The sequence below is a fragment of the Pseudomonas sp. FDAARGOS_380 genome (assembly GCF_002591235.1).
Classification (GTDB): domain Bacteria; phylum Pseudomonadota; class Gammaproteobacteria; order Pseudomonadales; family Pseudomonadaceae; genus Aquipseudomonas; species Aquipseudomonas salmasensis.
The window spans coordinates 1,143,347-1,168,739 of record NZ_CP023969.1; the positions used below are offsets into that span (position 1 = coordinate 1,143,347).

Annotated in this window: 20 protein-coding genes; 7 read left to right on the forward strand and 13 right to left on the reverse strand. The window is 61.4% G+C overall.

What is annotated here, in order from left to right; genetic code table 11:
* Window positions 1-4: 4 nt before the first annotated feature.
* From ureG to CRN80_RS05570, 3 genes are all read left to right on the forward strand, one after another.
* Window positions 5-619 (forward strand): urease accessory protein UreG, encoded by a 615-nt coding sequence (ureG, locus tag CRN80_RS05560; RefSeq protein WP_003188109.1) that lies wholly within the window; start codon window positions 5-7, stop codon window positions 617-619.
* Window positions 620-641: 22 nt separating this feature from the next.
* Window positions 642-1,214, forward strand: a complete 573-nt coding sequence (locus CRN80_RS05565) for a HupE/UreJ family protein (RefSeq protein WP_003188108.1) — start codon at window positions 642-644, stop codon at window positions 1,212-1,214.
* A gap of 176 nt (window positions 1,215-1,390) precedes the next feature.
* Window positions 1,391-2,500 (forward strand): AGE family epimerase/isomerase, encoded by a 1,110-nt coding sequence (locus CRN80_RS05570; protein WP_098949716.1) that lies wholly within the window; start codon window positions 1,391-1,393, stop codon window positions 2,498-2,500.
* A 109-nt stretch (window positions 2,501-2,609) separates the two neighbouring features.
* Here the strand turns inward: CRN80_RS05570 and CRN80_RS05575 are convergent, their stop codons facing one another.
* The 9 genes from CRN80_RS05575 to CRN80_RS05620 form a co-directional block, all read right to left on the reverse strand.
* Window positions 2,610-3,515, reverse strand: a complete 906-nt coding sequence (locus CRN80_RS05575; protein WP_003188105.1) for a cation diffusion facilitator family transporter — start codon at window positions 3,513-3,515, stop codon at window positions 2,610-2,612.
* A 173-nt stretch (window positions 3,516-3,688) separates the two neighbouring features.
* Window positions 3,689-4,456, reverse strand: coding sequence for an SDR family oxidoreductase (locus CRN80_RS05580; protein ID WP_005784288.1), 768 nt, complete (start codon window positions 4,454-4,456; stop codon window positions 3,689-3,691).
* A gap of 822 nt (window positions 4,457-5,278) precedes the next feature.
* Window positions 5,279-5,995, reverse strand: a complete 717-nt coding sequence (locus CRN80_RS05590; protein WP_003188103.1) for an ABC transporter ATP-binding protein — start codon at window positions 5,993-5,995, stop codon at window positions 5,279-5,281.
* Window positions 5,992-6,867, reverse strand: a complete 876-nt coding sequence (locus CRN80_RS05595; RefSeq protein WP_003188102.1) for an ABC transporter ATP-binding protein — start codon at window positions 6,865-6,867, stop codon at window positions 5,992-5,994. Before CRN80_RS05595 ends, CRN80_RS05590 begins: the two co-directional genes overlap by 4 nt.
* Entirely contained in the window at window positions 6,864-8,141 is a 1,278-nt protein-coding gene (gene livM, locus CRN80_RS05600; RefSeq protein WP_003188100.1) for a high-affinity branched-chain amino acid ABC transporter permease LivM, read from the reverse strand. The genes CRN80_RS05595 and livM overlap by 4 nt, the downstream gene beginning before the upstream one ends.
* Before the next feature lie 2 nt (window positions 8,142-8,143).
* Window positions 8,144-9,058 carry a branched-chain amino acid ABC transporter permease gene (locus CRN80_RS05605; RefSeq protein WP_003188099.1) on the reverse strand — a complete coding sequence of 305 codons (915 nt, stop codon included), beginning with the start codon at window positions 9,056-9,058 and terminating at the stop codon, window positions 8,144-8,146.
* Window positions 9,059-9,259: 201 nt separating this feature from the next.
* Window positions 9,260-10,396, reverse strand: coding sequence for a branched-chain amino acid ABC transporter substrate-binding protein (locus CRN80_RS05610; protein ID WP_098949717.1), 1,137 nt, complete (start codon window positions 10,394-10,396; stop codon window positions 9,260-9,262).
* Between the two features lie 374 nt (window positions 10,397-10,770).
* Window positions 10,771-12,054, reverse strand: coding sequence for an FAD-binding oxidoreductase (locus CRN80_RS05615; RefSeq protein WP_098949718.1), 1,284 nt, complete (start codon window positions 12,052-12,054; stop codon window positions 10,771-10,773).
* A gap of 144 nt (window positions 12,055-12,198) precedes the next feature.
* Entirely contained in the window at window positions 12,199-13,689 is a 1,491-nt protein-coding gene (locus CRN80_RS05620) for an aldehyde dehydrogenase family protein (RefSeq protein WP_003188096.1), read from the reverse strand.
* A gap of 153 nt (window positions 13,690-13,842) precedes the next feature.
* Between CRN80_RS05620 and CRN80_RS05625 the strand changes: the two genes are divergently transcribed.
* From CRN80_RS05625 to nadE, 3 genes are all read left to right on the forward strand, one after another.
* Entirely contained in the window at window positions 13,843-14,733 is an 891-nt protein-coding gene (locus tag CRN80_RS05625) for a LysR family transcriptional regulator (protein ID WP_098949719.1), read from the forward strand.
* A 206-nt stretch (window positions 14,734-14,939) separates the two neighbouring features.
* Window positions 14,940-16,154 (forward strand): nicotinate phosphoribosyltransferase, encoded by a 1,215-nt coding sequence (gene pncB, locus CRN80_RS05630; RefSeq protein WP_003188094.1) that lies wholly within the window; start codon window positions 14,940-14,942, stop codon window positions 16,152-16,154.
* A 3-nt stretch (window positions 16,155-16,157) separates the two neighbouring features.
* A complete protein-coding gene (gene nadE, locus CRN80_RS05635; protein WP_098949720.1) occupies window positions 16,158-16,985 on the forward strand; it encodes an ammonia-dependent NAD(+) synthetase in 828 nt (275 codons plus the stop codon).
* 136 nt (window positions 16,986-17,121) lie between these two features.
* Here the strand turns inward: nadE and azu are convergent, their stop codons facing one another.
* Complete coding sequence (azu, locus tag CRN80_RS05640; RefSeq protein ID WP_098949721.1) at window positions 17,122-17,568, reverse strand: azurin; 447 nt, start codon at window positions 17,566-17,568, stop codon at window positions 17,122-17,124.
* Between the two features lie 333 nt (window positions 17,569-17,901).
* Between azu and CRN80_RS05650 the strand changes: the two genes are divergently transcribed.
* A complete protein-coding gene (locus CRN80_RS05650; protein WP_005784271.1) occupies window positions 17,902-18,084 on the forward strand; it encodes a hypothetical protein in 183 nt (60 codons plus the stop codon).
* Between the two features lie 146 nt (window positions 18,085-18,230).
* Here CRN80_RS05650 and CRN80_RS05655 read toward each other — a convergent pair whose 3' ends face one another.
* From CRN80_RS05655 to CRN80_RS05665, 3 genes are all read right to left on the reverse strand, one after another.
* On the reverse strand, window positions 18,231-19,121 hold the full coding sequence (locus CRN80_RS05655) for a transglutaminase family protein (RefSeq protein ID WP_032893813.1): 891 nt from the start codon (window positions 19,119-19,121) through the stop codon (window positions 18,231-18,233).
* Window positions 19,121-21,607 (reverse strand): circularly permuted type 2 ATP-grasp protein, encoded by a 2,487-nt coding sequence (locus tag CRN80_RS05660; RefSeq protein WP_098949723.1) that lies wholly within the window; start codon window positions 21,605-21,607, stop codon window positions 19,121-19,123. Before CRN80_RS05660 ends, CRN80_RS05655 begins: the two co-directional genes overlap by 1 nt.
* Window positions 21,608-21,765: 158 nt before the next feature.
* Window positions 21,766-25,056, reverse strand: a complete 3,291-nt coding sequence (locus tag CRN80_RS05665) for a DUF2126 domain-containing protein (protein WP_098949724.1) — start codon at window positions 25,054-25,056, stop codon at window positions 21,766-21,768.
* Window positions 25,057-25,393: the final 337 nt, after the last annotated feature.

A 25,393-nucleotide genomic window follows, 5' to 3' on the forward strand; every position in this document is an offset into this window, starting at 1 on the left:
GCACATGAACACACAACCCCTGCGCGTCGGTATCGGCGGCCCGGTAGGCTCGGGCAAGACCGCCCTGACCCTGGCCCTGTGCCTGGCGCTGCGCGATCGCTATAACCTGGCGGTGGTCACCAACGATATCTACACCCGCGAAGACGCCGACTTCCTGGTGCGCAACCAGGCCCTGGCGCCGGAGCGCATCATTGGCGTGGAAACCGGTGGCTGCCCGCACACGGCGATTCGCGAAGATGCCTCGATCAACCTGGAGGCCGTGGACCAGCTCAACCGCCGTTTTCCCGGCCTGGACCTGATTCTGGTGGAGTCCGGCGGCGACAACTTGTCGGCCACCTTCAGCCCGGAACTGTCGGACCTGACCATCTATGTGATCGATGTGTCTGCGGGCGACAAGCTGCCGCGCAAGGGCGGGCCCGGTATTTGCAAATCCGACCTGCTGGTGATCAACAAGATCGACCTGGCCCCGCTGGTCGGCGCCTCGCTGGAACTGATGAACAGCGACACCCAGCGCATGCGCAACGGCAAACCCTTTGTGTTCAGCAACCAGAAAACCGGGGTCGGCCTGGATGACATTGTCGCCTTCATCGAACGCCAGGGCCTGCTGACCGCCGCCTGATCAACCCATAAGGAACCTGTCCATGAGACTCAACAGACTTTTCGCCGCCGCCGCGCTGCTGCTCGCCCCGGCCCTGGCCTTCGCCCATCCGGGCCATGGCGACAATGGCCTGGTGGCCGGTATCAGCCACCCCTTGGGCGGCCTCGATCACTTGCTGGCCATGGTTGCGGTGGGCCTCTGGGCTGCCCAGCAAAAAGGCGCCGCGCGCTGGGCGCTGCCGTGTACCTTTGTCGGCACCATGCTGATCGGCGGCGTGCTGGGTTTTGAAGGGCTGCAACTGCCGGCACTGGAAAGCGGGATTGCTGCTTCCGTGCTCGCCCTGGGCCTGGCGGTAGCATTGGCGGTGCGGCCACCGCTGTTCGTGGCCGTGGGCGCCACGGCCTTGTTTGCGTTGTTTCACGGCGTGGCCCATGGCCTGGAACTGCCGGATATGACCAGCCCTTGGGCGTATGCGGCTGGGTTTGTGGGGGCGACTGCCGTGTTGCACGCTGCGGGTTATGCGGTGGTGCGCTTTTTACCAGCAGCTGCAGCGCCACTGGTGCGAGTGGCCGGGGCGGCTTCGGCGGCGACTGGGGTTTGGTTGCTGGCGGGCTGATTTGCGGCACTGCTGAGGGCCTCTCGTTCCCACGCTCCGCGTGGGAACGCAGCCGAGGACGCTCTGCGTCCCAAAGCATGACGCAGAGCGTCATAAAATGCGTTCCCACGCAGAGCGTGGGAACGATCAGCCTGCTACCATGCGCGCCTACACCCCTGCCGTGACGACGCCAGCCAATGCCCATCGCTTCCCCCTCTTCCCTGACGCCTGTGCTCACGCACTTCCATGACCTGATCGTGCCGCTCTGGCAAGGCCCGGGCTGGAATGCCGACCTGGCACTGCCCTTTGAGGCCCTGGACGCCGACCACCAGCCTCTGCCCCCACAGCGCTATCGCGCCATGGCCTGCGCCCGGCAGTTGTACCTGTTCGCCAGCCTGATCGGCGAACCCGACGCGGCGTTCGCCGAAGAACGTGCGGCGGCGCTGTTTCGCTCCCTGCAACGGCACTTTCATGATGCCGAACACGGTGGCTGGTTCTACAGCATCGACCCCGCCGGCCAACCGCTGGACAAGCGCAAAGACCTCTACACCCACGCCTTCATTATTTTTGCCTGCGCCCATTACTGGGCCAAGGTGCGTGAGCCGTTGGTAGAGTCGGTGCTCAACGCCGCCCTGGAAGTCGTCGCCCAACGCTTTGCCACCGGCGACGGCTTGTACGAAGCGGTACTGGAGCGCAATTGGGCCTCGCTCAACGCGGGCCCCTTGCAAAACCCGTTGATGCACCTGGCTGAAGGTTTCCTGGCCACCCTCGCGGTGCGTGAGGATGCCGAGGTACAAGCGGCCCTGCTGGCATTGGCGACGGCCATGCAGCAACGCTTCATCGACCGCGAGCACGGCGTGATGATGGAGAAACCGCTGGGTGCTGTGGATAACTGGTTTGAACCGGGGCACCAGTTCGAATGGTTCTTTTTGCTCGAATCTTCAGCTGTGCTGCGCGGCACCGCGTTGCATGGCTCGCTGACACGGGCATTTGCCTATGCCGAGCAAAAGGGTGTGGATAAGTTAAGCGGCGCGGTCAGCGGCATGCTCGCGCTGGATGGCACGGTGCGCGACGGCACCCAACGGATCTGGGCGCAGGCGGAGTACCTGCGGGCGCTGACCTTGCGGCCAGGTAGCGAAGCAGTGCTGCTGCGTCAGTTGCAGGCGCTGCAACAGCGCTTTTTGCATGCAAAGGGTTGGCATGAATGCCTGGATGCCGAGGGTAAGGTGAGCCGACGGGATATGCCTTCGACTACGCCTTATCACTTGGCGACTTGCTATCAGGGTTTGATCCGGCATCTGGGCTGACCAGCAGGGCCCCATCGCAGGCAAGCCGGCTCCCACACTTGAATGTGCGAACACTATCAACTGTGGGAGCTGGCTTGCCTGCGATAGCCTCACCTCGGTCTAACTGACCTCACGCAATCCACTTGCGATCCCCGGTAAAACTGATCGTCAACCACCGCGCCGCATCCGCCGCCCCCAGCCCTGTGGATATCTCCTCACGCAGCCCATCAAGGGTGGCGACGTTATCCACCGGGTAATCCGCCGGCAGCACCACATGAATCTCGATAAACCGCGCGCGCCCGTGCTTCTGCACATAGGACACGTAGTCGTCGAAACCATGCTTGGCCTGCGCCGCGTCCATCACTTCGCGGACCTTGTCGTCCAAGTGATCCGGCGCGATGCCCAATACTTCGCGCAACGCCGGGCGCAAAATCTTGAATGCCGGCGCCAGCATGCTCAGGGCCAGCAGGATCAGGATCAACGGGTCCACGTAGACTGCCCACTCGCCATAGCCCTGGGACTTGAGCAACAGCGCCGCCAGGAAGCTGATCAACAAGCCCACCGACAGCATCGCGTCCACCAGCCAGCTGATGTTGTCGAACTGGATCAATGACGATTTGAGTGTGCGATTGCGATAGCGCACGTAGAAGAAGTAGGCGAACTCCACGACGGTAAACACCGCCGCATAAATGATCACCAGCCCCAACTCGATTTCGCGCCCGCCATTGATAATGCCGAACACGCCATTGAGGAACGCGTAGATGGCGATCAACAGCAGGAAACTGCCTTCTATCAACAACACCATCGGCTCCAGGTGCCAATAGCCGAACTGGAAGCGCTCGTTGCTTTTCTTGGCGATCAGCTTGGCCGTGATCAGCATCAACACCTTGATGGCGGTGGCGATCAGCGAGAAAAAGCCGTCGAACAGAATGGATTGGGCGCCGGATATCACACCCGTGACAATCCCGGCGATCGCGACTGCGAACATCAGGATGGTCGATTGTTTGAGCAGTGCCTGCTCACCTCGGTTACTCACATTGCCTCCTGTCAAAACCTTTAAACCGCTGGGTGCGGTGGGGTTTTCAGGCCGGCAGTGTACCTTATGCCGCATTTTGGCCGATTTGCCGCCACTGAAAGCGGGGCGCAGAGCGCCCCCGGCGGCATTACCACGCGGAGCGTGGGAACGATCAGCGTGTGTCGCGCAGGTGCTTAGCCCTTGGCCCCACGCTCAATCGCAAACCCAGCCCAGGTCTGGCTCACCGGCATCAGCTCCAGGCGGTTGATGTTCACGTGGGCCGGGGTATTCATCACCCAGAAAATCGTATCGGCAATATCCTGCGGCTGGATCGGCTCGGCCCCGGCATAGGTGGCGTCGTAACGCGCCTGGTCACCGCCGAAGCGCACCAGGGAGAACTCGCTCTCACACAGGCCCGGCTCGATATTGGTCACGCGCACGCCGGTGCCTTGCAAGTCGCAGCGCAGGTTCAACGAGAACTGCTTCACGAACGCCTTGGAACCGCCATACACATGGCTGCCCGGGTACGGGTAGTTACCGGCGATGGAGCCCAGGTTGATGATCCCGGCGCCACGGCCATGGGCGATCAGGCGCGGCAACAGCAGATTGGTGGTGGTCAGCAGGCCCTTGATGTTGGTATCGACCATGGTTTCCCAGTCGTCGAGGTCGCACTTGGGTGCCGGGTCGGTGCCCACGGCGAGACCTGCGTTGTTGATCAGGCCACGCAGCTTGGCGAACGACGGCGGCAGGTTGGCGATGGCCTCCTCCATGCCTTTACGGTCGCGCACATCCACCACCAGGCCATGCACTTCGGTCTGCTTGGAAAGCTCTTCGACCAAGGCGTTCAAGCGCTCGGCACGACGACCGGTGAGCACCAGTTTCCAGCCGGCCTCGGCAAAACGACGGGCACAGGCTTCGCCGAAACCTGAAGTGGCGCCAGTGATAAACAGCGTGTCGGACATGGTGTTCTCCTTACGGGCATCGGGAAAAAAACAGCCAGCAGAATGCCCTTACGCCGCCGTTGCGGCAACCGCTATGCACGCACATGCCTGCGCAACTGGTCATTTTTTAACCAACACTATTAAAGCCTTATAAACCGTGGCTTGCAGCCATATGCGCGCAGGTTATCCACAACTGCGCCCACAGTCTTTGGGGGCAAGTGCAAATGGCTCAAAGCCGCTGTGTACAAGGGTTGCAGGCGGTTTTAGAAAGTTTTTTTCTTGACCTGGGGGAGCGCCTATGTAGGCGCTGACAAATGCAGAAAAACACAACGATGGCTCCAGGCCAGTCATTCCGGCCCCTGCGCGCGTCTTTCCAGAGTTTAGTCACAGACTTATCCACAGGCAGGAATGACTTATTTCGTTCATATACCTGTGTCTTTAAACAGGTTGACAAACCCCTGGGGCGCTCGTGAAAAACACGCTGATCAAAAAACAACCACAGAGCTGTAAGCCACGTATTTAAAGGCTTTCAGCCAGCTACTCCCACGTTACCCACAGCCGGTTCCACAGTGGATGGGGACAAGTCAAAACTGTGACAAAACAGGGATTTGCGGCGGCTATATGTCGCGCTTTTGAGGTGGGCTGGATTTGTTTTCCACAATTTGGTTGAGCGCTTGTGGACATCGCAAAAACAAATGTGGGAACCGGCTTTGGGTGGGAGCTGGCTTGCCTGCGATGCGGCCACCTCGGTATGTCAGCTAAACCGAGGTGATGCTATCGCGGGCAAGCCCGGCTCCCACATAAGGCCCGGTTCCCACAGGGTTGATGCGCCTGGATCTTAGGTCAGTGACCACCCAGGTAGGCGTTGCGCACGTCCTCGTTCACCAGCAACTCCTTGCCCGTGCCTGTCAGGCGAATCTCACCATTGACCATCACATAGGCCCGGTCCGACAGGCGCAGCGCATGGTTGGCGTTCTGCTCCACCAGGAAGATGGTCATCCCGGTGGACGCCAGCTCGCGCAGGGTGGAAAAGATCTGCTTCACCACAATCGGCGCCAACCCCAGGCTTGGCTCATCGAGCAGCAACAGCTTGGGCCGGCTCATCAGCGCACGGGCGATGGCGAGCATTTGCTGCTCACCACCGGACATGGTCATCGCCCGCTGGTTGCGCCGCTCCTTGAGCCTGGGGAACAGCTCGAACATGCGCTGCATGTCCTCGCTGGCGAACTTGTCGCCAATGGGGATGGTGCCCATCAGCAGGTTTTCCTCGACGGTCATGTCGGGGAACACCCGCCGCCCTTCCGGCGACTGCGCAATGCCGTTGGAAGCGATGTAGTGAGACGACTTGTGAGTAATGTCGACGCCGTTGTACAGAATCTGCCCCGACTCGGCTCGAGGCTGGCCAAAGATCGACATCAGCAGCGTGGATTTACCCGCGCCGTTGGAGCCGATCAGGCTGACGGTTTCGCCTTCGTTGATGTGCAGCGAGACTTTTTTCAGGGCCTGGATCGGGCCATAGAACACGTCCAGGTCCTTCATTTCGAGGATAGGTGCACTCATACCAGCTCCTCTTCGTCCGCGCCCAGGTAGGCGGCGATCACTTTCGGGTCGTTGCGGATCGCGTCGGGGCCGCCTTCGGCGATCACGTTGCCGTGGTCCAGCACCACAATGTGGTCGGAAATACTCATCACCATGCCCATGTCGTGTTCGATCAGCACCACCGTGAGGTCGTGTTCGTCGCGCAGCAGGCGAATCATCGCGCTGAGGGCTTCGGTTTCCTGAGGGTTGAGGCCCGCTGCCGGTTCATCCAGGCAGATGATCTGCGGCCGCGTGCACATGGCGCGGGCGATCTCCAGGCGGCGCTGCTGGCCGTAGGAGAGCTCGCCGGCCAGGCGGTTGGCGCAGTCCACCAGGTCGACCACTTCCAGCCAGTAGAACGCGCAATCCAGCGCATCGCTTTCGGCCTTGCGGTAGCCCTTGGTATTGAGGATGCCGGCGAGCATGTTGCGGTTGACCCACATGTGCTGAGCCACCAGCAGGTTTTCCAGCACCGACATTTCCTTGAACAGACGAATGTTCTGGAAGGTGCGCGCAAGGCCCGCGCGATTCACCAGGTGGGTGCCGCCGAACATCTTGTAGTACACACGGCTGAGGAAGCTTTTGGGCGACACAAAGTCGGTGGCCTCAAAGCGCTCACCCAGCAACTGAATGACGTTGGTTTGCTTGCCTCGCACGTTGAGTTCGATCTTGCCGCCACTGGCTTTGTAGAAGCCGGTGAGGCAGTTGAACACCGTGGTCTTGCCGGCGCCGTTGGGGCCGATCAGGGCGAAGATCGAGTTGCGTTTGACCTGCAGGCTCACATCACTGAGGGCCTTGATGCCCCCGAAGTGCATCATCAGGTGTTCGACGGACAGCACGACTTCCTTGCTCATGGCGCTACCCCCTTACGTGGCGTCACGCCGGTACGGCTGATGCGAATCAAGCCGCGCGGTCTCCAGATCATCATCACCACCATCAGCACCCCAAACAGCAGTACGCGGTATTCAGAGAAGCTGCGCAGCAATTCAGGCGCCACGGTCAGCACAAACGCGGCAATCACCACGCCGACCGTCGAGCCCATGCCGCCCAACACCACGATGGCGAGGATCAACGCTGACTCAAAGAAGGTAAACGACGACGGGTTGACGAAGCCCTGGTAGCTGGCAAAGAACACCCCGGCCAAACCGGCGGTGGACGCGCCAATGGTGAAGGCCGAGAGTTTGACCAGCACATGGTTCAGGCCCATGGAACGGCAGGCGATTTCATCTTCGCGCAGGGCTTCCCAGGCGCGACCGACCGGCATGCGCGTCAAGCGATGCTTGATGTACAGCACGGCCAGCACCACCAGAAACAGCACGATGTAGATGAACATGAACTTGATGTTGGGGTTGTAATCGATGCCGAAAAACTCGTGAAACGGAATGCCGCCATCTTTGGCACGCTTGCCGAACTCCAGGCCCAGGAAGGTCGGTGACGGCACGGGCATACCGTTCGGGCCGCCGGTAAACGACAGCCAGTTGTTGAGCACCAGGCGAATGATTTCACCAAAACCCAGGGTCACGATGGCCAGGTAGTCACCGTGCATTCGCAGCACGGGGAAACCGAGTATGCATCCCGCCAACGCCGCCGCGATGGCCGCCAGTGGCAGCACCGTCCAGAAGCCCAGGCCCAGGTATTGATAACCCAGCGCCAAGCCGTAGGCACCGATGGCGTAGAAGGCCACGTAACCCAGGTCGAGCAGGCCCGCCAGGCCCACCACGATGTTCAGGCCCAGGCCGAGCAACACGTAGATCAGCCCCAGGATCACCACGGTGAGCAGGTACTTGTTGGCAAAGATCGGGAACACGATGGCGATCACGATCAGCGCCGGGATGATCCAGCGCAGCCGCGACTTGTAGTCCGGTGGCAGCACGTGCACGCCGGAGCCGCTGCTCTCAAACCCTTGCAGGATCTTCACGCCCTTGGGGGTTTGCAGGAACAGGCTCAGGGCAAAGCGCCCGGCCATGACGATGGCGACCAGCACGGCAACCCGCGCAGGTTCCAGGTTGAAGCTGTAGCCGTCGAGCACCACGCCGACAATCGGGCCGAACACGATCAGCGAAATCAGCCCCGCGAGCACCGTATCGACCACACTTTTCTTGATATCAATGGATTTGGCAGCAGACATGTTTACACCTTAGCCACGAGTGGGCGACCAAGCAGGCCCTGGGGACGGAAAATCAGAATCACCACCAGCAGGGAGAAACTGAACACGTCTTTGTAGTCAGAGTTGATCAACCCCGAGAACAGCGACTCGGAAATACCGAGGATGATCCCGCCGAGCATCGCCCCAGGCAGGGAGCCGATGCCGCCGAGTACCGCTGCGGTAAACGCCTTGATGCCGATGATGAAGCCGGCATAGAAGTCGAAGGTGCCGTAGTTGAGGGTGATGAGCACGCCGGCCAGGGCGGCCATGGCAGCACCGATGACAAACACGTAGGAGATCACGCGGTCGGTGTTGATGCCCAGGATCGAGGCCATCTTGCGATCTTGCTGGGTAGCTCGGCACATGCGGCCCAGCTTGGTGTATTTGATGATGTAGGTGAGCAAGGCCATGCCGGCAAAAGCGGCGACCAGGATGAACACTTTGGTGTAGGTCAGTTGCACAAACCCGGTGCCGATATCGACGCGCCAGGCGCCGGCCAGCAGGGTGGGAATCCCTTGTTGCTTGGCGCCCTGGGCGATCTGCGCGTAGTTCTGCAGAATCAGCGAGATACCGATGGCGCTGATCAGCGGTGCCAGGCGCGTGGAGTTACGCAGGGGTTTGTAGGCGACACGTTCAATCACCCAACCGTACACGCCAGTGACGACCACGGTGAAGATCAAGGTACCGAGAATGAGCAGCGGGAAGGATTCGATGCCAAAGTAAGCCAGCAGTGCCAGACTGATCGCCGCGAGGTAAGCGGAAATCATATAAACCTCGCCGTGGGCGAAGTTGATCATGCCAATGATGCCATAGACCATTGTGTAGCCGATGGCGATCAGGCCATAGACCGACCCGAGGGTCAGGCCGTTGACCAGTTGCTGCAGGAAAATACCATCCATAACGCAATCTCACGCGGTGAGCACCTGCACACCGGTGGGTGTGCGGCGCTTCTGGAGGAAAAGACAGATCGGGGTCAAAACACAGCCCTTATGTGGGAGCGGGCTTGCTCGCGAATGCGGTGTGTCATAAACACATTCGGCGACTGACACTCTGCTTTCGCGAGCAAGCCCGCTCCCACATTGAGTCCGTGGTGCTTGTACTTACTTCTGCTTTTCCAACTGATGGTATTTGCCGTCTTTGTCCCACTGGTAAACCACGTAGTCAGAGACTTTCAGGTCGCCCTTGGAATCCCAGGCTTTTTCGCCCATGACGGTTTTAACCGGGTTGGCCTTGAGCCACTTGGCAGCGTCTTCGCCCTTGTTGGACTTGGCACCGTTGAAGCCGGCGGCCAGGGCCTGGATCGAGGCGTAGGCGTACAGGGTGTAGCCTTCTGGCTCGGTGCCGTTTTTGCGGAACTCTTCCACGACCGTCTTGCTGTCTGGCAGCAGGCGCGGGTCGGCGCCGAAGGTCATGTACACGCCATCGACGTACTGCGCGCCGCCGGCGGTGGCTACCAGTTCGTCGGTGACCACGCCGTCATCGGACATGAACTTGACGTCTTTCAAGCCCGCTTCACGGATCTGGCGCACCAGTGGGCCGGCTTCCGGATGCAGGCCGCCGAAGTACACGACGTCGGCGCCCAGGGAGCGGATCTTGGTGACCAGGGCGCTGAAGTCTTTCTCGCCACGGGTCAGGCCCTCTTCCAGCACCGGCTTGACGCCGCGCTTGGTCAACTGCGCAGCGGTGGCGTCGGCCAGGCCTTTGCCGTAGGTGTCTTTGTCGTTGATCACCGCGACTTTCTTGCCCTTGAGCACATCGACGATGTAATCGCCGGCGACGATGCCTTGCTGGTCGTCACGCCCGCACATGCGGAACATGGCGCCCAAGCCGCGTTCGGTCACTTGTGGGTTGGTGGAGCCTGGGGTGATGGCGATGATGCCCGCTTCGTCGTAAACCTCAGACGCCGGGATGGTATTGGATGAGCAGAAGTGCCCGACCACGCCGATCACTTTGTCCTGGTCGGCCAGGCGGTTGGCCACGGCCACGGCCTGCTTGGGTTCACAGGCGTCGTCGCCGGCCACCAGCTTGATCTGCTCGCCGTTAATGCCGCCGGCCTTGTTGATAACGTCGGCTGCCGCCTGGGCACCCTTCATGTACTGCTCACCGAAAGCGGCGTTGGCACCCGTCATCGGGCCCGCCACACCAATTTTCACATCAGCTTGAACAAACGTAGAAACACCCAGCGCCGCAGCAACGGCGAGGGCCAGAAAACCTTTCTTGTAAAACGTCTGGGACATGAGTGGTGCTCCGATATTTTTGATTTTTGGCACGACAACTTGCATTCAAACCTTTCACTGAAAGCTCAGAGCAAGCCGCGTGCCATTACGTTTTTATTCTTCAAAAAGACACGGTGTCATTGTTATTACAGGCGTTTCGACGCCTTTTGCCAGGACGTGCAACCGTCTAGCGTCTACAGGTGCAACCAACACTGCAAAAAAGTACAACCCTGGCAGGTCGCACCTGCAACCACAGGCATAAACGACAGTTCCTACAGCTGTAACAACGTGCGTAACGGAACTGCACATTTACAGTGCGTGATTGCTACGACTTGCACCAATACAGATGGGTAGCCTGCTAAGAAAATGCAGGCTTCTGAGGGGTATTTCGCTGATCAGATCACGATCCTCAGGCATTGTCCGGCGTGATAGAGCGAGAAACCGGCTTCATACAGGCAACTGCGCAGGCCCACGGCGGCCAGGGGCTGCATGCGGGCAAAGGGGATCGGCAAGGCTTGGGGATCCTGGTGACACAGGTAGTCGGCAAACGCCTTGCCCACCACGCTGCCGGTGGTCACCCCGCGCCCGTTATAACCGGTAACCGCCACCAGGCCGGGGGCCGGTTCGAACAGGCGCATCAAGTGGTCAGGGGTGAACGCGATGCAGCCGGTCCAGGTGTATTCCCATTGCACCGGTTTGAGGTACGGGAAGTAGTGTTGCTGCACCCGATCGGCCCACGCTTTGAGAAACCATGCCGGTTTCTGGTTGCCATTGCCCAGGCTGCCGAGCAACAGGCGGCCATCGGCATCGCGGCGAATACTGCTCAGGACCTGGCGGGTGTCCCATGAGCCGTGGCCGCCGGGGAGGATTTGCTTGGCCGCGTCATCGGTCAGCGGCGCCGAGGCCACCTGGTAGTAATAGCCGGGGAAGAAGTTACGCCGCAGCTCGGTCCATTCGCCTTCGGTGTAAGCATTGGAGGCGATCACCACCTGGGCGGCCTGCACCGCGCCCTCGGCAGTCTGCACCGACCAATCGGCGCCTTGGCGCTCAAGCTGGGTGACCGGCGAATGATCGAACAATTGCCCGCCCAGCCCCACGGCGGCATTCGCCAACCCCGTGGTATAGGCCATCGGGTTCAAGGTGCCGGCGCGCCGATCCAGCAATGCGGCGGCGATTTTGCGGGTACCGGTGGCGTGCTCGCAGGCCTGGCCGGTGAGTAACTCAACCGGCGCGCCACGGCGTTTCCACTGCTGCTCACGGCTGCGCAAGTCCGCCTCGCCACGGGCGTTGTGCGCCATGTGCAAGGTGCCTTCACGGCGCAATTGGCAGTCGATGTTGTACTTGTCGATCAGGCTGAACACCAGGGACGGCGCCGCACCCAACATGCGGTTGAGCTGGCTGCCCACCGCCGTACCGAAACCGGCCTCGATCTCGTCCGGTGGAATCCACAGGCCGGCATTGACCAGCCCGACGTTGCGCCCCGAACCGCCGTGGCCGGTGCGATGGGCCTCCAGTACGGCGACGCTTTTACCCTGTTCCAGCAAATGAATGGCCGCCGACAAACCGGTGATGCCGGCGCCGATCACGCACACATCCACCTTGACCGCGCCCTTGAGCGCGGCTCGGTCCGGGCGGCCTGGAGTGAGGTGTTCCCATAAACATGTTTCGCGCAGTGCCATTGCCAGACTCCGGGATGAATTCACCACCGCTCGTTCCCACGCTCTGCGTGGGAATGTAGCCTTGGACGCTCCGCGTCCGCATTGTCGTGACGCGGAGCGTCACAGAATGCGTTCCCACGCAGAGCGTGGGAACGATCAGTCTGGTCAGTCGAACGTGATGCCTTGTGCCAACGGCAGTTCCAGCGAGTAGTTCACAGTATTGGTTTGCCTGCGCATATACCCGCGCCACGCATCCGAGCCCGATTCACGCCCGCCGCCGGTCTCTTTTTCACCCCCGAACGCGCCACCGATCTCTGCACCGCTCGGGCCGATGTTGACGTTGGCGATGCCACAGTCGCTGCCCACCGCCGACATGAACTGCTCGGCCTCACGCACGTCGGTGGTGAAGATGCAGGACGACAAGCCTTGCGGCACGGCGTTGTTCAGGCGCAGGGCTTCGGCGAAGTCGGTGTAGCCGACCACGTAAAGAATCGGCGCGAAGGTTTCGCTGCACACCACGTCGCTTTGCTCGGGCATTTCCACGATGGCCGGCGATACGTAATAGGCGTTGGGGAATGTGTCTTGCAGTTGGCGCTTGCCGCCGAACACCTTGCCGCCTTCGCTCAAGGCTTGCTCAAGGGCGTCCTGCATGTTGTCGAAGCTGTGCTTGTCGATCAGCGGGCCGATCAGGTTGCCTTCCAGCGGGTGGCCGATGCGCACCTTGGAATAGGCGGCCTTGAGGCGGGTGACGATTTCTTCTTTGACCGACTCATGGGCGATCAGCCGGCGCAGGGTGGTGCAGCGTTGGCCGGCGGTGCCCACTGCGCTGAACAGGATGGCGCGTACGGCCATGTCCAGGTCGGCGCTTGGGCCGAGGATCATCGCGTTGTTGCCGCCCAGCTCAAGAATGCTGCGGGCGAAACGCGCGGCGACTTTGGGTGCCACTTCACGGCCCATGCGCGTGCTGCCGGTGGCGCTGATCAGGGCGACGCGCGGGTCATCCACCAGCGCAGCGCCAGCGTCGCGGCCGCCGATGATCACTTGGCTGAGGTACTCGGGGGCACCGTCGAATTTTTTCAACACGCGCTCGAACAGGGCTTGGCAGGCCAGTGCGGTGAGCGGGGTCTTTTCCGACGGTTTCCAGATCACCGCGTTGCCGCACACCAAGGCCAGCGCAGTGTTCCACGCCCACACGGCCACGGGGAAGTTGAAGGCGCTGATCACGCCGACCACGCCCAGCGGGTGCCAGGTTTCACGCATATGGTGGCCTGGGCGCTCGGAGGCGATGGTCAAGCCGTAGAGCTGGCGCGACAGACCGACGGCGAAGTCGCAGATGTCGATCATTTCCTGCACTTCCCCCAAGCCTTCCTGGGTGATCTTGCCGGCTTCCCAGGAAACGAGTTCACCCAGGTCGGCCTTGTATTCGCGCAATACATCACCGAACTGGCGCACCAGCTCGCCACGTCGCGGTGCCGGCACCTTGCGCCAGGCTTCGAATGCATGCTCGGCGCGACTGACCTGTTGCTCCACCTCGGCGGCCCCTTCCCAATGGACACTGCCGATACGGCTGCCATCAATCGGTGAATGCACGGGTTGTTTCCCGGCCTGGTACAGCGCCGGGTTTACCCCGAGACGATCAAGCAATGCGGCAACCATGGGTCACTCCTTCAATCTGCATACAAAAATTCGCACCGCAATACGCACGGCGATCCTGGCCCTATTTGTAGCTGGCCCAAGACTTGCCAACAAACGACGATTAGGCGAGATATCATTCCCTTTATTCATGCAAAGAATAAAAAGAGGCCTGCCGTGCTGAACAAAAGACATTTGCCCTCGATCACCGCCCTGCAGTGTTTCGAAGCGGCCACCCGCCACCTGAGCTTCACCCGCGCCGCCGAGGAACTGAACCTCACCCAAAGCGCGGTGAGCAAACAGGTGGCGCAGTTGGAAGAACTGTTGCAACACCTGCTGTTTCGCCGCGTGCGCCGGCGCTTGCAGATGACCCCGGCGGGCGACCTGTACCTGGTGGAAGTGCGCAAGATCCTCACCCAGGTGGAAATGTCCACCCACTACCTGCGCTCCTACGGCGGCGAAACCGAAGTGCTGCGCGTGTCCACGCCCTACACCTTCGGCGCACGCTGGCTGGTGCCGCGCCTCAAGGGTTGGCGTTTGCGCCATCCGCAGATCCACCTGGACCTGTGCAACGAGCAGGACCCGGACGAGTTGCTGCAAGGCAAGGCCGACATGGCGTTCTACTTCGGCCAAGGCGCACGCCCCGGTACCGAGAGCCTGAAATTGTTCAGTGAAGAGCTGGTACCGGTGTGTGCGCCCGAGAGCCTCCCCGCCGAACCCTTCACCGACCCCACGCAACTGAGCGAGTTGGTGCTGCTGCAAAACGCCTCGCGGCCTCAGGGTTGGCATGACTGGTTCGCCAGCCAGGGCTTTCATACCGAGCACAGCTACCATGGGCCGCGGTTCGACACGTTCTACATGTGCATCCGTGCGGCGCAGGTGGGGTGTGGCGTGGCGTTGTTGCCGCGTTTTCTGGTGGAGGAAGAATTGGCCGAGGGCAAGTTGGTGATTCCCTGGCAGTATGGGATGCCAAGCCAGGATGCTTATTACCTGGCGTATCCTGAGCATTCTGCGGAGGTGCCCAAGGTGCGCGAATTTGTGAAGTGGATGATGGAGCAGGTTATTTAGTGCCTGACATATCGCTTTCGCGAGCAAGCCCGCTCCCACATTTGAAGTGCATTCCAAGTGTGGGAGCGGGCTTGCTCGCGAAAGCGCCAGTGGCCTTGGCAAAAAAATCACTGGCAATCCCCCACAGGTCTATGCGCCACTAACCCCCTTCCTCAATTGTGCGTAAAGGCCGGCCTCCATCGCCGACCCGTCTGGAGATTCCCGTTATGAGCGAGAGTGTGTTTGCCGATCGCATCGTGCAGAACCTGCTCGACACCGACTTCTACAAGCTGACCATGATGCAGGCGGTGCTGCACAACTACCCGAACGTGGAAGTTGAATGGGAGTTTCGTTGCCGTAACAGTGAAGACCTGCGCCCTTACCTGGCGGAGATCCGTTACCAGATCGAGCGCCTCGCCGAGCTGAGCCTGAGCCCCGATCAACTGGGCTTCCTGGAACGCATCAGCTTTATGAAGCCGGACTTTTTACGCTTCCTCGGGCTGTTTCGCTTCAACCTGCGGTATGTGCAAACCGGCATCGAGAACGGCGAGTTGTTTATCCGCCTGCGCGGGCCGTGGCTGCATGTGATCCTGTTTGAAGTGCCGATGCTGGCCATCGTCAGCGAGGTGCGTAACCGCTACCGCTACCAGACCGTGATCCTTGAACAGGCCCGCGAGCAGCTGTACCGCAAGTTCGACTGGCTGACCGCCAATGCCAGCAGCGACGAGCTGTCGGAGCTGCAAGTGGCGGACTTCGGCACACGCCGGCGCTTCTCCTACCGGGTGCAAGAGGAAGTGGTCAGCGTGCTCAAGCACGATTTCCCGGGGCGTTTTGTCGGCACCAGCAACGTGCACCTGGCCCGTGAGTTCGATATGAAGCCGCTGGGCACCATGGCCCATGAATGGATCATGGCCCACCAGCAACTCGGCCCACGCCTGATCGACAGCCAGATCGCCGCCCTTGATTGCTGGGTGCGCGAGTACCGTGGCCTGCTGGGTATCGCCCTCACCGATTGCATCACCACCGACGCGTTCCTGGGCGACTTCGACTTGTACTTCGCCAAGCTGTTCGACGGCCTGCGCCATGACTCCGGTGATCCAATCCAGTGGGCAGAAAAAGCCATCGCTCACTACCACAAGCTGGGCATCGAACCGATGAGCAAGACCTTGGTGTTCTCCGACAGTCTGACATTGCCCAAGGCGTTGGAAATATTCCGGGCGTTGCGTGGTCGCATTAATGTGAGCTTTGGCATCGGCACTAACCTGACCTGTGATATTCCAGGGGTGGAACCGATGAGCATCGTGCTTAAAATGACCGCCTGCAATGGCCAGCCCGTCGCGAAGATCTCCGATGAAGCGGGCAAGACCCATTGCACCGATCCGAATTTTGTCGCCTATTTGCGTCACGTTTTCAAAGTACCTGCCCTATCCAGCAAGGAGTGAATCATGCAAGCCGTACAGCGTGAGATTGCGCAACAGCTAAAGGTGCAAGCCCCGTTCAAAGACCAGGCCGCCCTTGAAGCCGAAGTTGCCCGGCGCGTGGCCTTTATCCAGGACTGCCTGCGCAATTCCGGGCTCAAGACCCTGGTGCTCGGCATCAGTGGCGGTGTCGATTCCCTGACCGCAGGCCTGTTGGCCCAACGTGCGATGCAGGAGCTGCGCGCCAGCACGGGCGATGAGGCTTATCGTTTTATCGCCGTGCGCCTGCCCTACGAAACCCAGTTCGACGAACACGACGCCCAGGCTTGCGCGGACTTTATCGAGCCGGACGAACGCCACACCGTGAATATCGGCCCGGCAGTAAAAGCCCTGGCCAATGAAGTGGCTGCCTTTGAAGGCAAGGCCGCAGCGTCCCGTGACTTCGTGCTGGGCAACACCAAGGCGCGCATGCGCATGGTGGCCCAGTACACCATCGCCGGCGCGGCCGGAGGCTTGGTGATCGGCACCGACCATGCGGCAGAAGCGGTGATGGGCTTTTTCACCAAGTTCGGTGACGGGGCCTGTGACCTGGCGCCGTTGAGCGGGCTGGTGAAGCACCAGGTGCGTGCCATTGCCCGCCACTTTGGCGCGCCGGAATCGCTGGTGGAGAAGGTGCCGACCGCCGACCTGGAAGACCTGTCGCCGGGCAAGCCGGACGAAGCGTCACATGGCGTGACCTATGCCGAGATCGATGCGTTCCTGCAGGGTGAGCCGGTGCGTGAGGAGGCGTTCAGGATTATCTGCGAGACCTATCGCAAGACTGAGCACAAGCGGGTGATGCCGTTTGCGCCTTGAGGTGAACCTGATCGTTTTGCATTGATTGTCAGATCGCCTTCGCGAGCAAGCCCGCTCCCACATTCGACCGCATTCTCATGCTGGAACTCGGTCAAGTGTGGGAGCGGGCTTGCTCGCGAAGAACGATAACGCGGTCTTACTTCAGAACCACAGCACCTTTCATCATCGAGATGTGGCCTGGGAACGAGCAGAAGAAGCTGTACTTCTCATCAGCCTTCAGCTTGGAGACGTCGAAGGTCACCGAGTCTTTCTCACCAGCGCCGATGATCTTGGTGTGGGCGATGATACGGTCGTCGCCTGGCTTGAGGTAATCCTTCTCGATACCAGCAGACATACCTTCGGTAGCCACAGGCTGCATATTGGCTTCGGTGGTCAGCACCCAGTTATGGCCCATCACGTTCTTTGGCAAGTTGCCCGAATGAGTCAGCTCGACGGTGAACTGCTTGCAGCTCTTGTCGATAGTGATTTCTTTGGTGTTGAAAGACATCTGGTCAGTGGAGTCGACAGTGACCTTGCACTCTGCAGCAAGCAACTGGCCGCTCGCCAGAGTCAGCAGGGAAACAGCAACGAGTTTGGCAAACATGTGAATCTCCAAGGCAGGGTTTTAAAAACGCGGATTGCGGTAAGGGTGCCTCAATCAGGCTTGAGTTCTTATGATCTGAATCAACAGATTGTATACAACTTTAGGCTATCAGCTTCATCAACACAATCAACCAGCCAAACTGCCGCACCCTGCCTATGATCGGCCCACCACTCACGGGAGTTCATGCCATGCACCTTAATCACCTGTTCAACGGCCTTCTGGCTGCCTACGCCTGCGGTAAGTGAAAGCAAAGGGCACCACGAAGCTGCTACCATGACGACCCAAGGCAGCTGCGCGCCGCCCACCCTCACCTTCGACCCTAGAGGATCGCCCATGGCCAAACCTAATTACTCCTTCGCCAAACGTCAGAGAGACTTGGCCAAGGAACAGAAGAAAGAGGAAAAGCTGCAACGCAAGAAAGCCGCTGCAGACGAAGAAGCCGGCGCGCTGAACCCGGATGCCGAAGGTGAAGCGGCAACTGACGAGACCGAAACCCCGAAAGACCCCGCAGAATGATCGTTCCCACGCTGATCGTTCCCACGCTCCGCGTGGGAATGCATCCCCGGAAGCTCCGCGTCCCGCACCAGGCTTGAAGCCGGCGCAAGGGTGACGCAGAGCGTCACAGCAGGCATTCCCACGCGGAGCGTGGGAATCATCGTTTTTTATTCCAGCGGCATCACCGTCACCCGCACCTCCGGGTCGTGGCTGCCTCCCCCCAGAATCACCCCCCGCAACGGCGACACATCAGAGAAATCCCGGCCCCAGGCCAGGGTGATGTGCTCCAGCGCCGGCTGCACATTGTTGGTCGGGTCAAAATCCACCCAGCCTGATACCGGGCAAAACACCGAAACCCACGCATGGGAAGCATCGGCGCCGATCAGCCGTGGCTGGCCGGGCGGTGGCTGGGTGAGCAGGTAGCCGCTGATATAGCGCGCCGCCAGGCCACGGGAACGCAGGCAGGCAAGCATCAGGTGAGCGAAGTCCTGGCACACGCCGCGACGGCGCTCCAGCACTTCCACCAGCGGTGTGGCGACCTGGGTGGCTTCGGCATCGAAGGTAAATTCGCTGAAGATCTTCTCCATCAATGCCTGCGTGCCCAGCAGTAAAGGCTCGCCGGGCGGGAAGCAGCTTTCTGAGAACTCGACGAAGGTTTTCTTCAGATGGACATAAGGAGATTCGAAGCGATAACGGCAGGCTTCGATCAGCTCGGCGCTCAAGGCCTGGCTGCTGTAGGTCAGGCTGTCGCGGGTGTGGTCCCAGGGCGGCGAGCGCTGGAAATCCAGAACAGGCCGCGCCAGCACTTCCACGGTGAGCCCGGCGTTCACCAGCAATTCATCATGGGGCCGTTCGAACGCCAGACGGGTGATCGGGTTGCCGAACACGTCCAGTTCGTCGCGGCGCGAGGTGGGTTCCGGGCTAATATCCAACTGCTGCCAGGTGCACTTCTGCCAGGCGCACGGCCGTGGCCACAGGTGCGCCAGTTGCTGGGCCAGGGACACCGGGCTGTCGTAGTGGTAATGGGTATCGTGGAAAATCTGGTAGCGCGCGCTCATTACACCGACACCGTCTGCTGGCTGACATCATCCACGTGGGCAAAATGGCGCAACGCCAAGCGATCCGACACTTGCCCGCTTTCATCGGCCACCGCTTGCAGCAAGTCGGCCAGGCCGTCCAGGGCGGCACGCACGCTGGTTTCGCCAAACAGGCCGTTCTCGAGGCAACCCAGGTCAAAATGCGCCAGGCGCTCGACCAACGGCGCCAGCCCGTTTTCACGAGGCACGCCAAAATCATCATTGAGACGGCGCAAGGTGCGGCTCACCAACTTGAGCTGGAACAGCACCGCATGGGGGTTCTGCTCGTCGAGCAGCAGCAGGTCGAGCACCGGGATCAACTGCGGCACCGCCAGGTAGCGCGAACGGTAGGTGATGCTGCTATTGCCCAGCTCCAGCAACCATTCCAGCCCGGCCTGATCGAACACCGCCACACCACGCAGGAACGCCGCAAGGCTGCTGCTCAGAAACTGCAGACGCTCGATGCGCCGACCCATCATCAAGAAGCGCCAGCCTTCATCGCGAGTCATGTCGTCCAGGGCAAACCCGGACAGCGCCGCCAGGGACATCACCAGGCGGTTGAGAAAGTCGAGCAGCTCGCCAAAGTCCGCAGTGTCGCTTTCCAGCTCCATGGCTTCACGCTGCAGCTCCACCAGGGCCTGCCAGTTTTCCCGGGACAACTTGCCGCGCACCTGGGACGCCGCCCACTGCAAGCGCTGCAAATTGGCGCGCAGGCTTGAAGGCCAGTCATCACCCAGCAAGGCCGCGAGCAGACGCTCCGGCAGCTCGCCCTCTTCCGGCAACAGGCGCAGGCTTTCGCCAAGTTCGACGGCGGCCTGCAGCGCCAGCGGATCATCGCCATCGACATACCGCGCCAACACCACGCGCAGCCAGCGCGCACTGTCATCGCAGCGCTCGCAGTAACGCCCGAACCAGAACAGGTTTTCCACCACGCGCGAGGGCAGATAGGGATCGCGGCGCACCAGGTCATAGGCGCCAATGGTGCGTTGGGCGCGCCACTGCTCGCCACCCGGCGCGCGTTCGCCGAGCACCCAGGTGTCCTTGCTCGCCCCGCCGCGCTGCATCGACACCACCTCGGCATCGGCGTCGGCCGCCACGCGGGTCAGGCCGCCGGGCAGCACCCGATAACCGTCATCACTGGCCACGGCGTAGACGCGCATGCCGATGGCGCGGTGTTGCAGATGGTCATCCACGGTGTGCCACACCGGCGCCTGAGACAGTTGCGCCAGCTCCTGGGCGACATAGGCATAGGGCCGCGCACGCATGCGTTCGGCCAGGGCCTGGCGCTGTTCGTCATCAAGGTCGCGACCAAACACCGGGGCGAAACTTTGCGAGGGGAATGCCGGTTTGATCAGCAGCTCCGGGAGTTTTTCCAAAGCTTCGGCAAGCACCGGCGCTTCGCCGCACCACCAGGTGGCAATCGACGGCAGGATCAAGGCTTCACCGAATAAAAATTCGTTGATCTTGGGCAAAAAGCCCAGCAACCCCGGCGACTCCAGCACACCGCTGCCCAAGGCATTGGCCACCAGCACATTGCCTTGGCGCACGGCATCGAGCAGGCCCGGCACGCCCAGCGCCGAGTCGGTGCGCAGCTCCAGCGGGTCGCAGAAATCATCATCAAGGCGACGCATGATTGCGTTTACCCGGCGCAGGCCGCTGAGGGTTTTCAGGAACACGGTGCTGTCGCGCACGGTGAGGTCGCCGCCCTCGACCAAGGGGTAGCCGAGCTGGCGCGCCAGGTACAGGTGTTCGAAATAGCTTTCGTTGAAACGCCCCGGCGTGAGCAACACGATCAGTGGCGGCTGGTCATCGCCAGGGGCCTGGCGCGCCAGGGTTTCCTGCAACGTGCGAAAGAACCCGGTGAGGTGCTGCACCTGCATATCCCGGTACAGGTCCGGGAAGGCGCGGGACACGATGGTGCGGTTTTCCAGGGCATAGCCGGCGCCCGACGGGGCTTGGGTGCGGTCGGCGGTGACCCACCAGCGGCCATCCGGGGTGCGCGCCAGGTCGACTGCGTACAGATGCAGGAACGCACCGTCAGGCGGCTGGATACCCTGGCACGGCCACAGAAAATTGTTATGCCCGAACACCAATTCGGCCGGCAGCAAGCCTTCCTTAATCAGGCGTTGCGGGCCATACAGGTCGGCCAGCACCGCATTGAGCAAACGCGCACGCTGGGCGATGCCGGCCGACAGTTGCTGCCACTCCTCGGCCGCCAGCACATGGGGCAACAGGTCCAGCTCCCAGGGGCGGTCGGCACCCTTGGGGTCGGCGTAGACGTTGTAGGTCACGCCGTTTTCCTGGATCTGGCGCGTCAACAACGCCTGGCGCTGGGCCAGTTGTGCGGGCGTGCTGCGTTGCAGGTGATCGAACAAGCGTCGCCAATGGGCACGCACCGCGCCGCTGGCATCCAGCAGTTCGTGATAGGTGCCCGCGGTGAGCGGGTAACGGTCGAGCAAGTCGGACATGGAACGCTCGGCAGAGGCAAGGGAAGTCAGGTTAACTCAAATTCACTACGATCCAATGTGGGAGCTGGCTTGCCTGCGATAGCGGTGTGTCAGTCACCAGAACTATCGACTAAACCACCGCTATCGCAGGCAAGCCAGCTCCCACACTTGGATCATGTTCATTCCTTATTTTTTGTGAAACGCCGCAAATCCAGGGTCATTGGCAACTCATCGTTTACCGTTACAGTCGGCACTGCCAGCTTGCCTGGGCTGTGCCCCAAGCGGAAAAACCGCGCCATGCGCCGGCTCTCCGCCTCATTGGCATTCACCGGCAGGCTGTCGTAATTGCGCCCGCCCGGGTGCGCCACGTGGTATTGGCAGCCGCCCAACGAGCGCTGCATCCAGGTGTCGAGCAGGTCAAATACCAGCGGCGCATGCACGGGGATGGTCGGTTGCAGGCAGTTGGCCGGTTGCCAGGCGCGGTAACGCACGCCCGCCACGAACTCGCCGACGCGGCCGGTGGGTTGCAGCGGCACCGGCACACCATTGCAGGTCAGCAGGTAGCGTTGCGGCGGCAACCCGCTCAACTTCACTTGCAGGCGCTCCAGGGACGAATCCACATAGCGCACCGCGCCCCCCACCGCGCCTTCTTCGCCCAGTACATGCCAAGGCTCCAAGGCCTGGCGCAGTTCCAGTTCGATACCGCTGACGGCGTAGTCGCCCACCTTGGGGAAACGGAACTCCAGATGCGCCGCGAACCATTCGGCCCGCAATGGGTAGCCGGCCGCGTTCAGCTCGACGATCACGTCGGCAAAGTCCTGCTCGATAAAGTGCGGCAACAGGAAACGGTCATGCAGTTCAGTGCCCCAGCGCGCCAGCTTCGGCGGCGCATAGGGCTCGCGCCAGAACCGCGCGACCAGCGCCCGCAGCAACAACTGCTGGGTCAGGCTCATGCGTGCATGGGGCGGCATTTCAAAGGCGCGCAGTTCCAGCAGGCCCAGGCGGCCCGTGGCGCCGTCGGGTGAGTAGAGCTTGTCGATACAGAATTCGGCGCGATGGGTATTGCCCGTCACGTCGATCAGCAGGTTGCGCAACAGGCGGTCCACCAGCCAAGGCGGGCACTCCTCGCCTGGCTCAGGCATCTGCGCAAAGGCGATCTCCAGTTCATACAGCGCATCGTTGCGCGCCTCATCTACCCTGGGCGCCTGGGAGGTGGGGCCGATAAACAGGCCGGAGAACAAGTAGGACAACGACGGGTGGTTGTGCCAGTAGCTGATCAGGCTGCGCAGCAGGTCCGGACGGCGCAGGAACGGCGAGTCCTTGGGCGTCGCGCCGCCCAGCACGAAGTGGTTACCGCCGCCGGTACCGGTGTGGCGCCCGTCGATCATGAACTTCTCGGTGGTCAGGCGGGTTTGCCTGGCCTCTTCGTAGAGGAATTCGGTGCGTTCCACCAACTCGTCCCAGGTGGCGGACGGCTGTACGTTGACCTCGATGACACCAGGGTCTGGCGTGACCCGGAAATTGCTCAGGCGCGTATCCGCTGGCGGCTCGTAGCCTTCGAGCAGTACCGGGCAATGCAGCTCTTCGGCGGTGGCCTCGATGGCGGTCACCAGTTCCAGGTAATCCTCGACGCGCTCCAGCGGCGGCATAAACAGGTACAGGCGCCCTTCGCGGGCTTCGGCGCACAGCGCGGTACGGGTCAGCCAGTCGGCGGACTCGTCCACCTTGGGCACACGCTCATCACTGCGCGCGGGCTCGCCATGGTTTTGCAACTGGGCACTGGTCGGTAGCTCCGGCTGATCCTGGTTAGGGTCGGTCGGGTGCACAAACGGATACTCCGCCGCCGTCACCCAGGGCTGGGAAGCGAGCGGCAGGCGATAGCCCAGCGGCGAATCCCCCGGCACCAGGCGGCAATGGTTGTCGCGCAGGTACCAACGCCCACTCTGCCAGCGGTCATTGGCCGCCGTGCGTGCCAGCGGCAGCACCTGGCCGATGACTTTATCCAGGCCCTGGCTGAACACTTTGCGCAGGCGCTCACGCTCCAGGTCGTCGCTCAGGCGCGGGTCCTGGGCAGTGACGTTCTGGGGCAGCGCCCCTTCGCGCCACAGGTAGTAGAAATTGTCCTCGAACGCCGGGAATACGAAGCGCGCCGGCAGTTTCAGGCGCTCGGCGACGCTGGCCAGGAAACGCCCGGCCATCACCCCATCGGCGCCATAGTCCTCTTGCTCATCGGCGATCAGCGCGCTGTTGTGCCAGATCGGCACGCCATCGCGGCGCCAGTAGCAATTGAGCGACCAGCGCGGCAATTGCTCGCCGGGGTACCACTTGCCTTGGCCGAAATGCACCAGGCCCTTGGGCGCATAGTGCTGGCGCAGGCGCTGGAACAGCTCGGCCGACAGGCGTCGCTTGTCCGGGCCCAGGGCAGCGGTGTTCCACTCGGCGCCGTCGGGGTCGTCGATAGAAACGAAGGTGGGCTCGCCGCCCATGGTCAGGCGTACGTCGTCCTTGAGCAGGTCGCCATCGATCTGCCGGCCCAGGGCCTGGATCGCCAGCCATTGTTCTTCGGTATAGGGCTTGGTCACCCGTGGCGCTTCCCAGATGCGCTCCACCGACATCTCGTGGGTAAATTCGCACTCGCACGGCTCCACCAACCCACTGATCGGCGCGGCGGACGATGGATCGGGACTGCAGGCCAAAGGGATATGCCCTTCACCGGCAAACAACCCGGACGTGGCATCCAGGCCAATCCAGCCCGCGCCAGGCAAATACACTTCACACCAGGCGTGCAGGTCGGTGAAGTCCACCTCGGTACCGGACGGGCCATCGAGGGCTTTGACGTCAGCGGTGAGCTGAATCAGGTAACCGGAGACAAATCGCGCCGCCAACCCGAGGTTGCGCAGCAATTGCACCAACAACCAGGCCGAGTCGCGGCAGGAGCCGGACGCATTTTCCAGCGTGAATTCCGGCGTTTGCACGCCCGGCTCCATGCGAATCAGGTAACCGATATCGGCGGCCAGGCGCTGGTTGAGGCCCACGAGAAAATCCACGGCGGGTAGCGGCGTGCGGTCGATACCCGCCAGGTACGCAGCCAACCTTGGCGTCAGCGGCAAGGTTTCCAGGTACGGCGCCAGCTCGCGCTGCTCATCGGCGGCGTAGCTGAACGGGATATTTTCGGCGTAGGGCTCCAGGAAAAAATCGAACGGATTGAACACCGCCATCTCGGCGACCAGGTCGACTTCGATGCGCAACTCGTCAGTCTTTTCCGGGAACACCAGGCGCGCCAGGTAATTGCCCTGCGGGTCTTGCTGCCAGTTGATGAAATGCTGCTCGGGCAGCACCTTCAGCGCGTAGGACAGTATCCGCGTACGGCTATGGGCCGCCGGGCGTAGCCGCACGATCTGCGGGCCAAGTTCGACAGCACGGTCGTAGCGGTAATGCGTAACGTGGTGCAACGCGACATGAATCGACACGGCGGCCTCCTGCGAGCCAGGGCATAAGCACAACGCGCGCAAGACTTATGCCACAGCAGCAGTCATTGCACTAAAACGTCGGGCCCGGTGCAGTACAGCACCAAAACGGCGCCAACGTTGTGGCTATGGTGCAGGCGCTGCACACATTTGTAGCGCCGGGCTGAGTGCAGGTGGTGAATCTACCCAGTTAACGCGTGGTACGCCTGGTATTCGGGCTTGGCGCAGTTGGCGAATTTGCACAAGTTTTGCCCGCATTTCTCGCTGCCCGCTGCTGTTGAGTACCAGCAGGCCAAACAGCGGGAAAGTCAGCGACAGACTATAGAGAACCCTGTGTGGG

Bases quoted from the DNA above. Each gene is read 5' to 3' on its own strand.
- ureG (WP_003188109.1), top strand. From the start codon at position 5: ATGAACACACAACCCCTGCGCGTCGGTATCGGCGGCCCGGTAGGCTCG.
- CRN80_RS05565 (WP_003188108.1), top strand. From the start codon at position 642: ATGAGACTCAACAGACTTTTCGCCGCCGCCGCGCTGCTGCTCGCCCCG.
- CRN80_RS05570 (WP_098949716.1), top strand. From the start codon at position 1,391: ATGCCCATCGCTTCCCCCTCTTCCCTGACGCCTGTGCTCACGCACTTC.
- CRN80_RS05580 (WP_005784288.1), bottom strand. From the start codon at position 4,456: ATGTCCGACACGCTGTTTATCACTGGCGCCACTTCAGGTTTCGGCGAA.
- CRN80_RS05590 (WP_003188103.1), bottom strand. From the start codon at position 5,995: ATGAGTGCACCTATCCTCGAAATGAAGGACCTGGACGTGTTCTATGGC.
- CRN80_RS05595 (WP_003188102.1), bottom strand. From the start codon at position 6,867: ATGAGCAAGGAAGTCGTGCTGTCCGTCGAACACCTGATGATGCACTTC.
- livM (WP_003188100.1), bottom strand. From the start codon at position 8,141: ATGTCTGCTGCCAAATCCATTGATATCAAGAAAAGTGTGGTCGATACG.
- CRN80_RS05605 (WP_003188099.1), bottom strand. From the start codon at position 9,058: ATGGATGGTATTTTCCTGCAGCAACTGGTCAACGGCCTGACCCTCGGG.
- CRN80_RS05610 (WP_098949717.1), bottom strand. From the start codon at position 10,396: ATGTCCCAGACGTTTTACAAGAAAGGTTTTCTGGCCCTCGCCGTTGCT.
- CRN80_RS05615 (WP_098949718.1), bottom strand. From the start codon at position 12,054: ATGGCACTGCGCGAAACATGTTTATGGGAACACCTCACTCCAGGCCGC.
- CRN80_RS05620 (WP_003188096.1), bottom strand. From the start codon at position 13,689: ATGGTTGCCGCATTGCTTGATCGTCTCGGGGTAAACCCGGCGCTGTAC.
- pncB (WP_003188094.1), top strand. From the start codon at position 14,940: ATGAGCGAGAGTGTGTTTGCCGATCGCATCGTGCAGAACCTGCTCGAC.
- nadE (WP_098949720.1), top strand. From the start codon at position 16,158: ATGCAAGCCGTACAGCGTGAGATTGCGCAACAGCTAAAGGTGCAAGCC.
- azu (WP_098949721.1), bottom strand. From the start codon at position 17,568: ATGTTTGCCAAACTCGTTGCTGTTTCCCTGCTGACTCTGGCGAGCGGC.
- CRN80_RS05650 (WP_005784271.1), top strand. From the start codon at position 17,902: ATGGCCAAACCTAATTACTCCTTCGCCAAACGTCAGAGAGACTTGGCC.
- CRN80_RS05655 (WP_032893813.1), bottom strand. From the start codon at position 19,121: ATGAGCGCGCGCTACCAGATTTTCCACGATACCCATTACCACTACGAC.
- CRN80_RS05660 (WP_098949723.1), bottom strand. From the start codon at position 21,607: ATGTCCGACTTGCTCGACCGTTACCCGCTCACCGCGGGCACCTATCAC.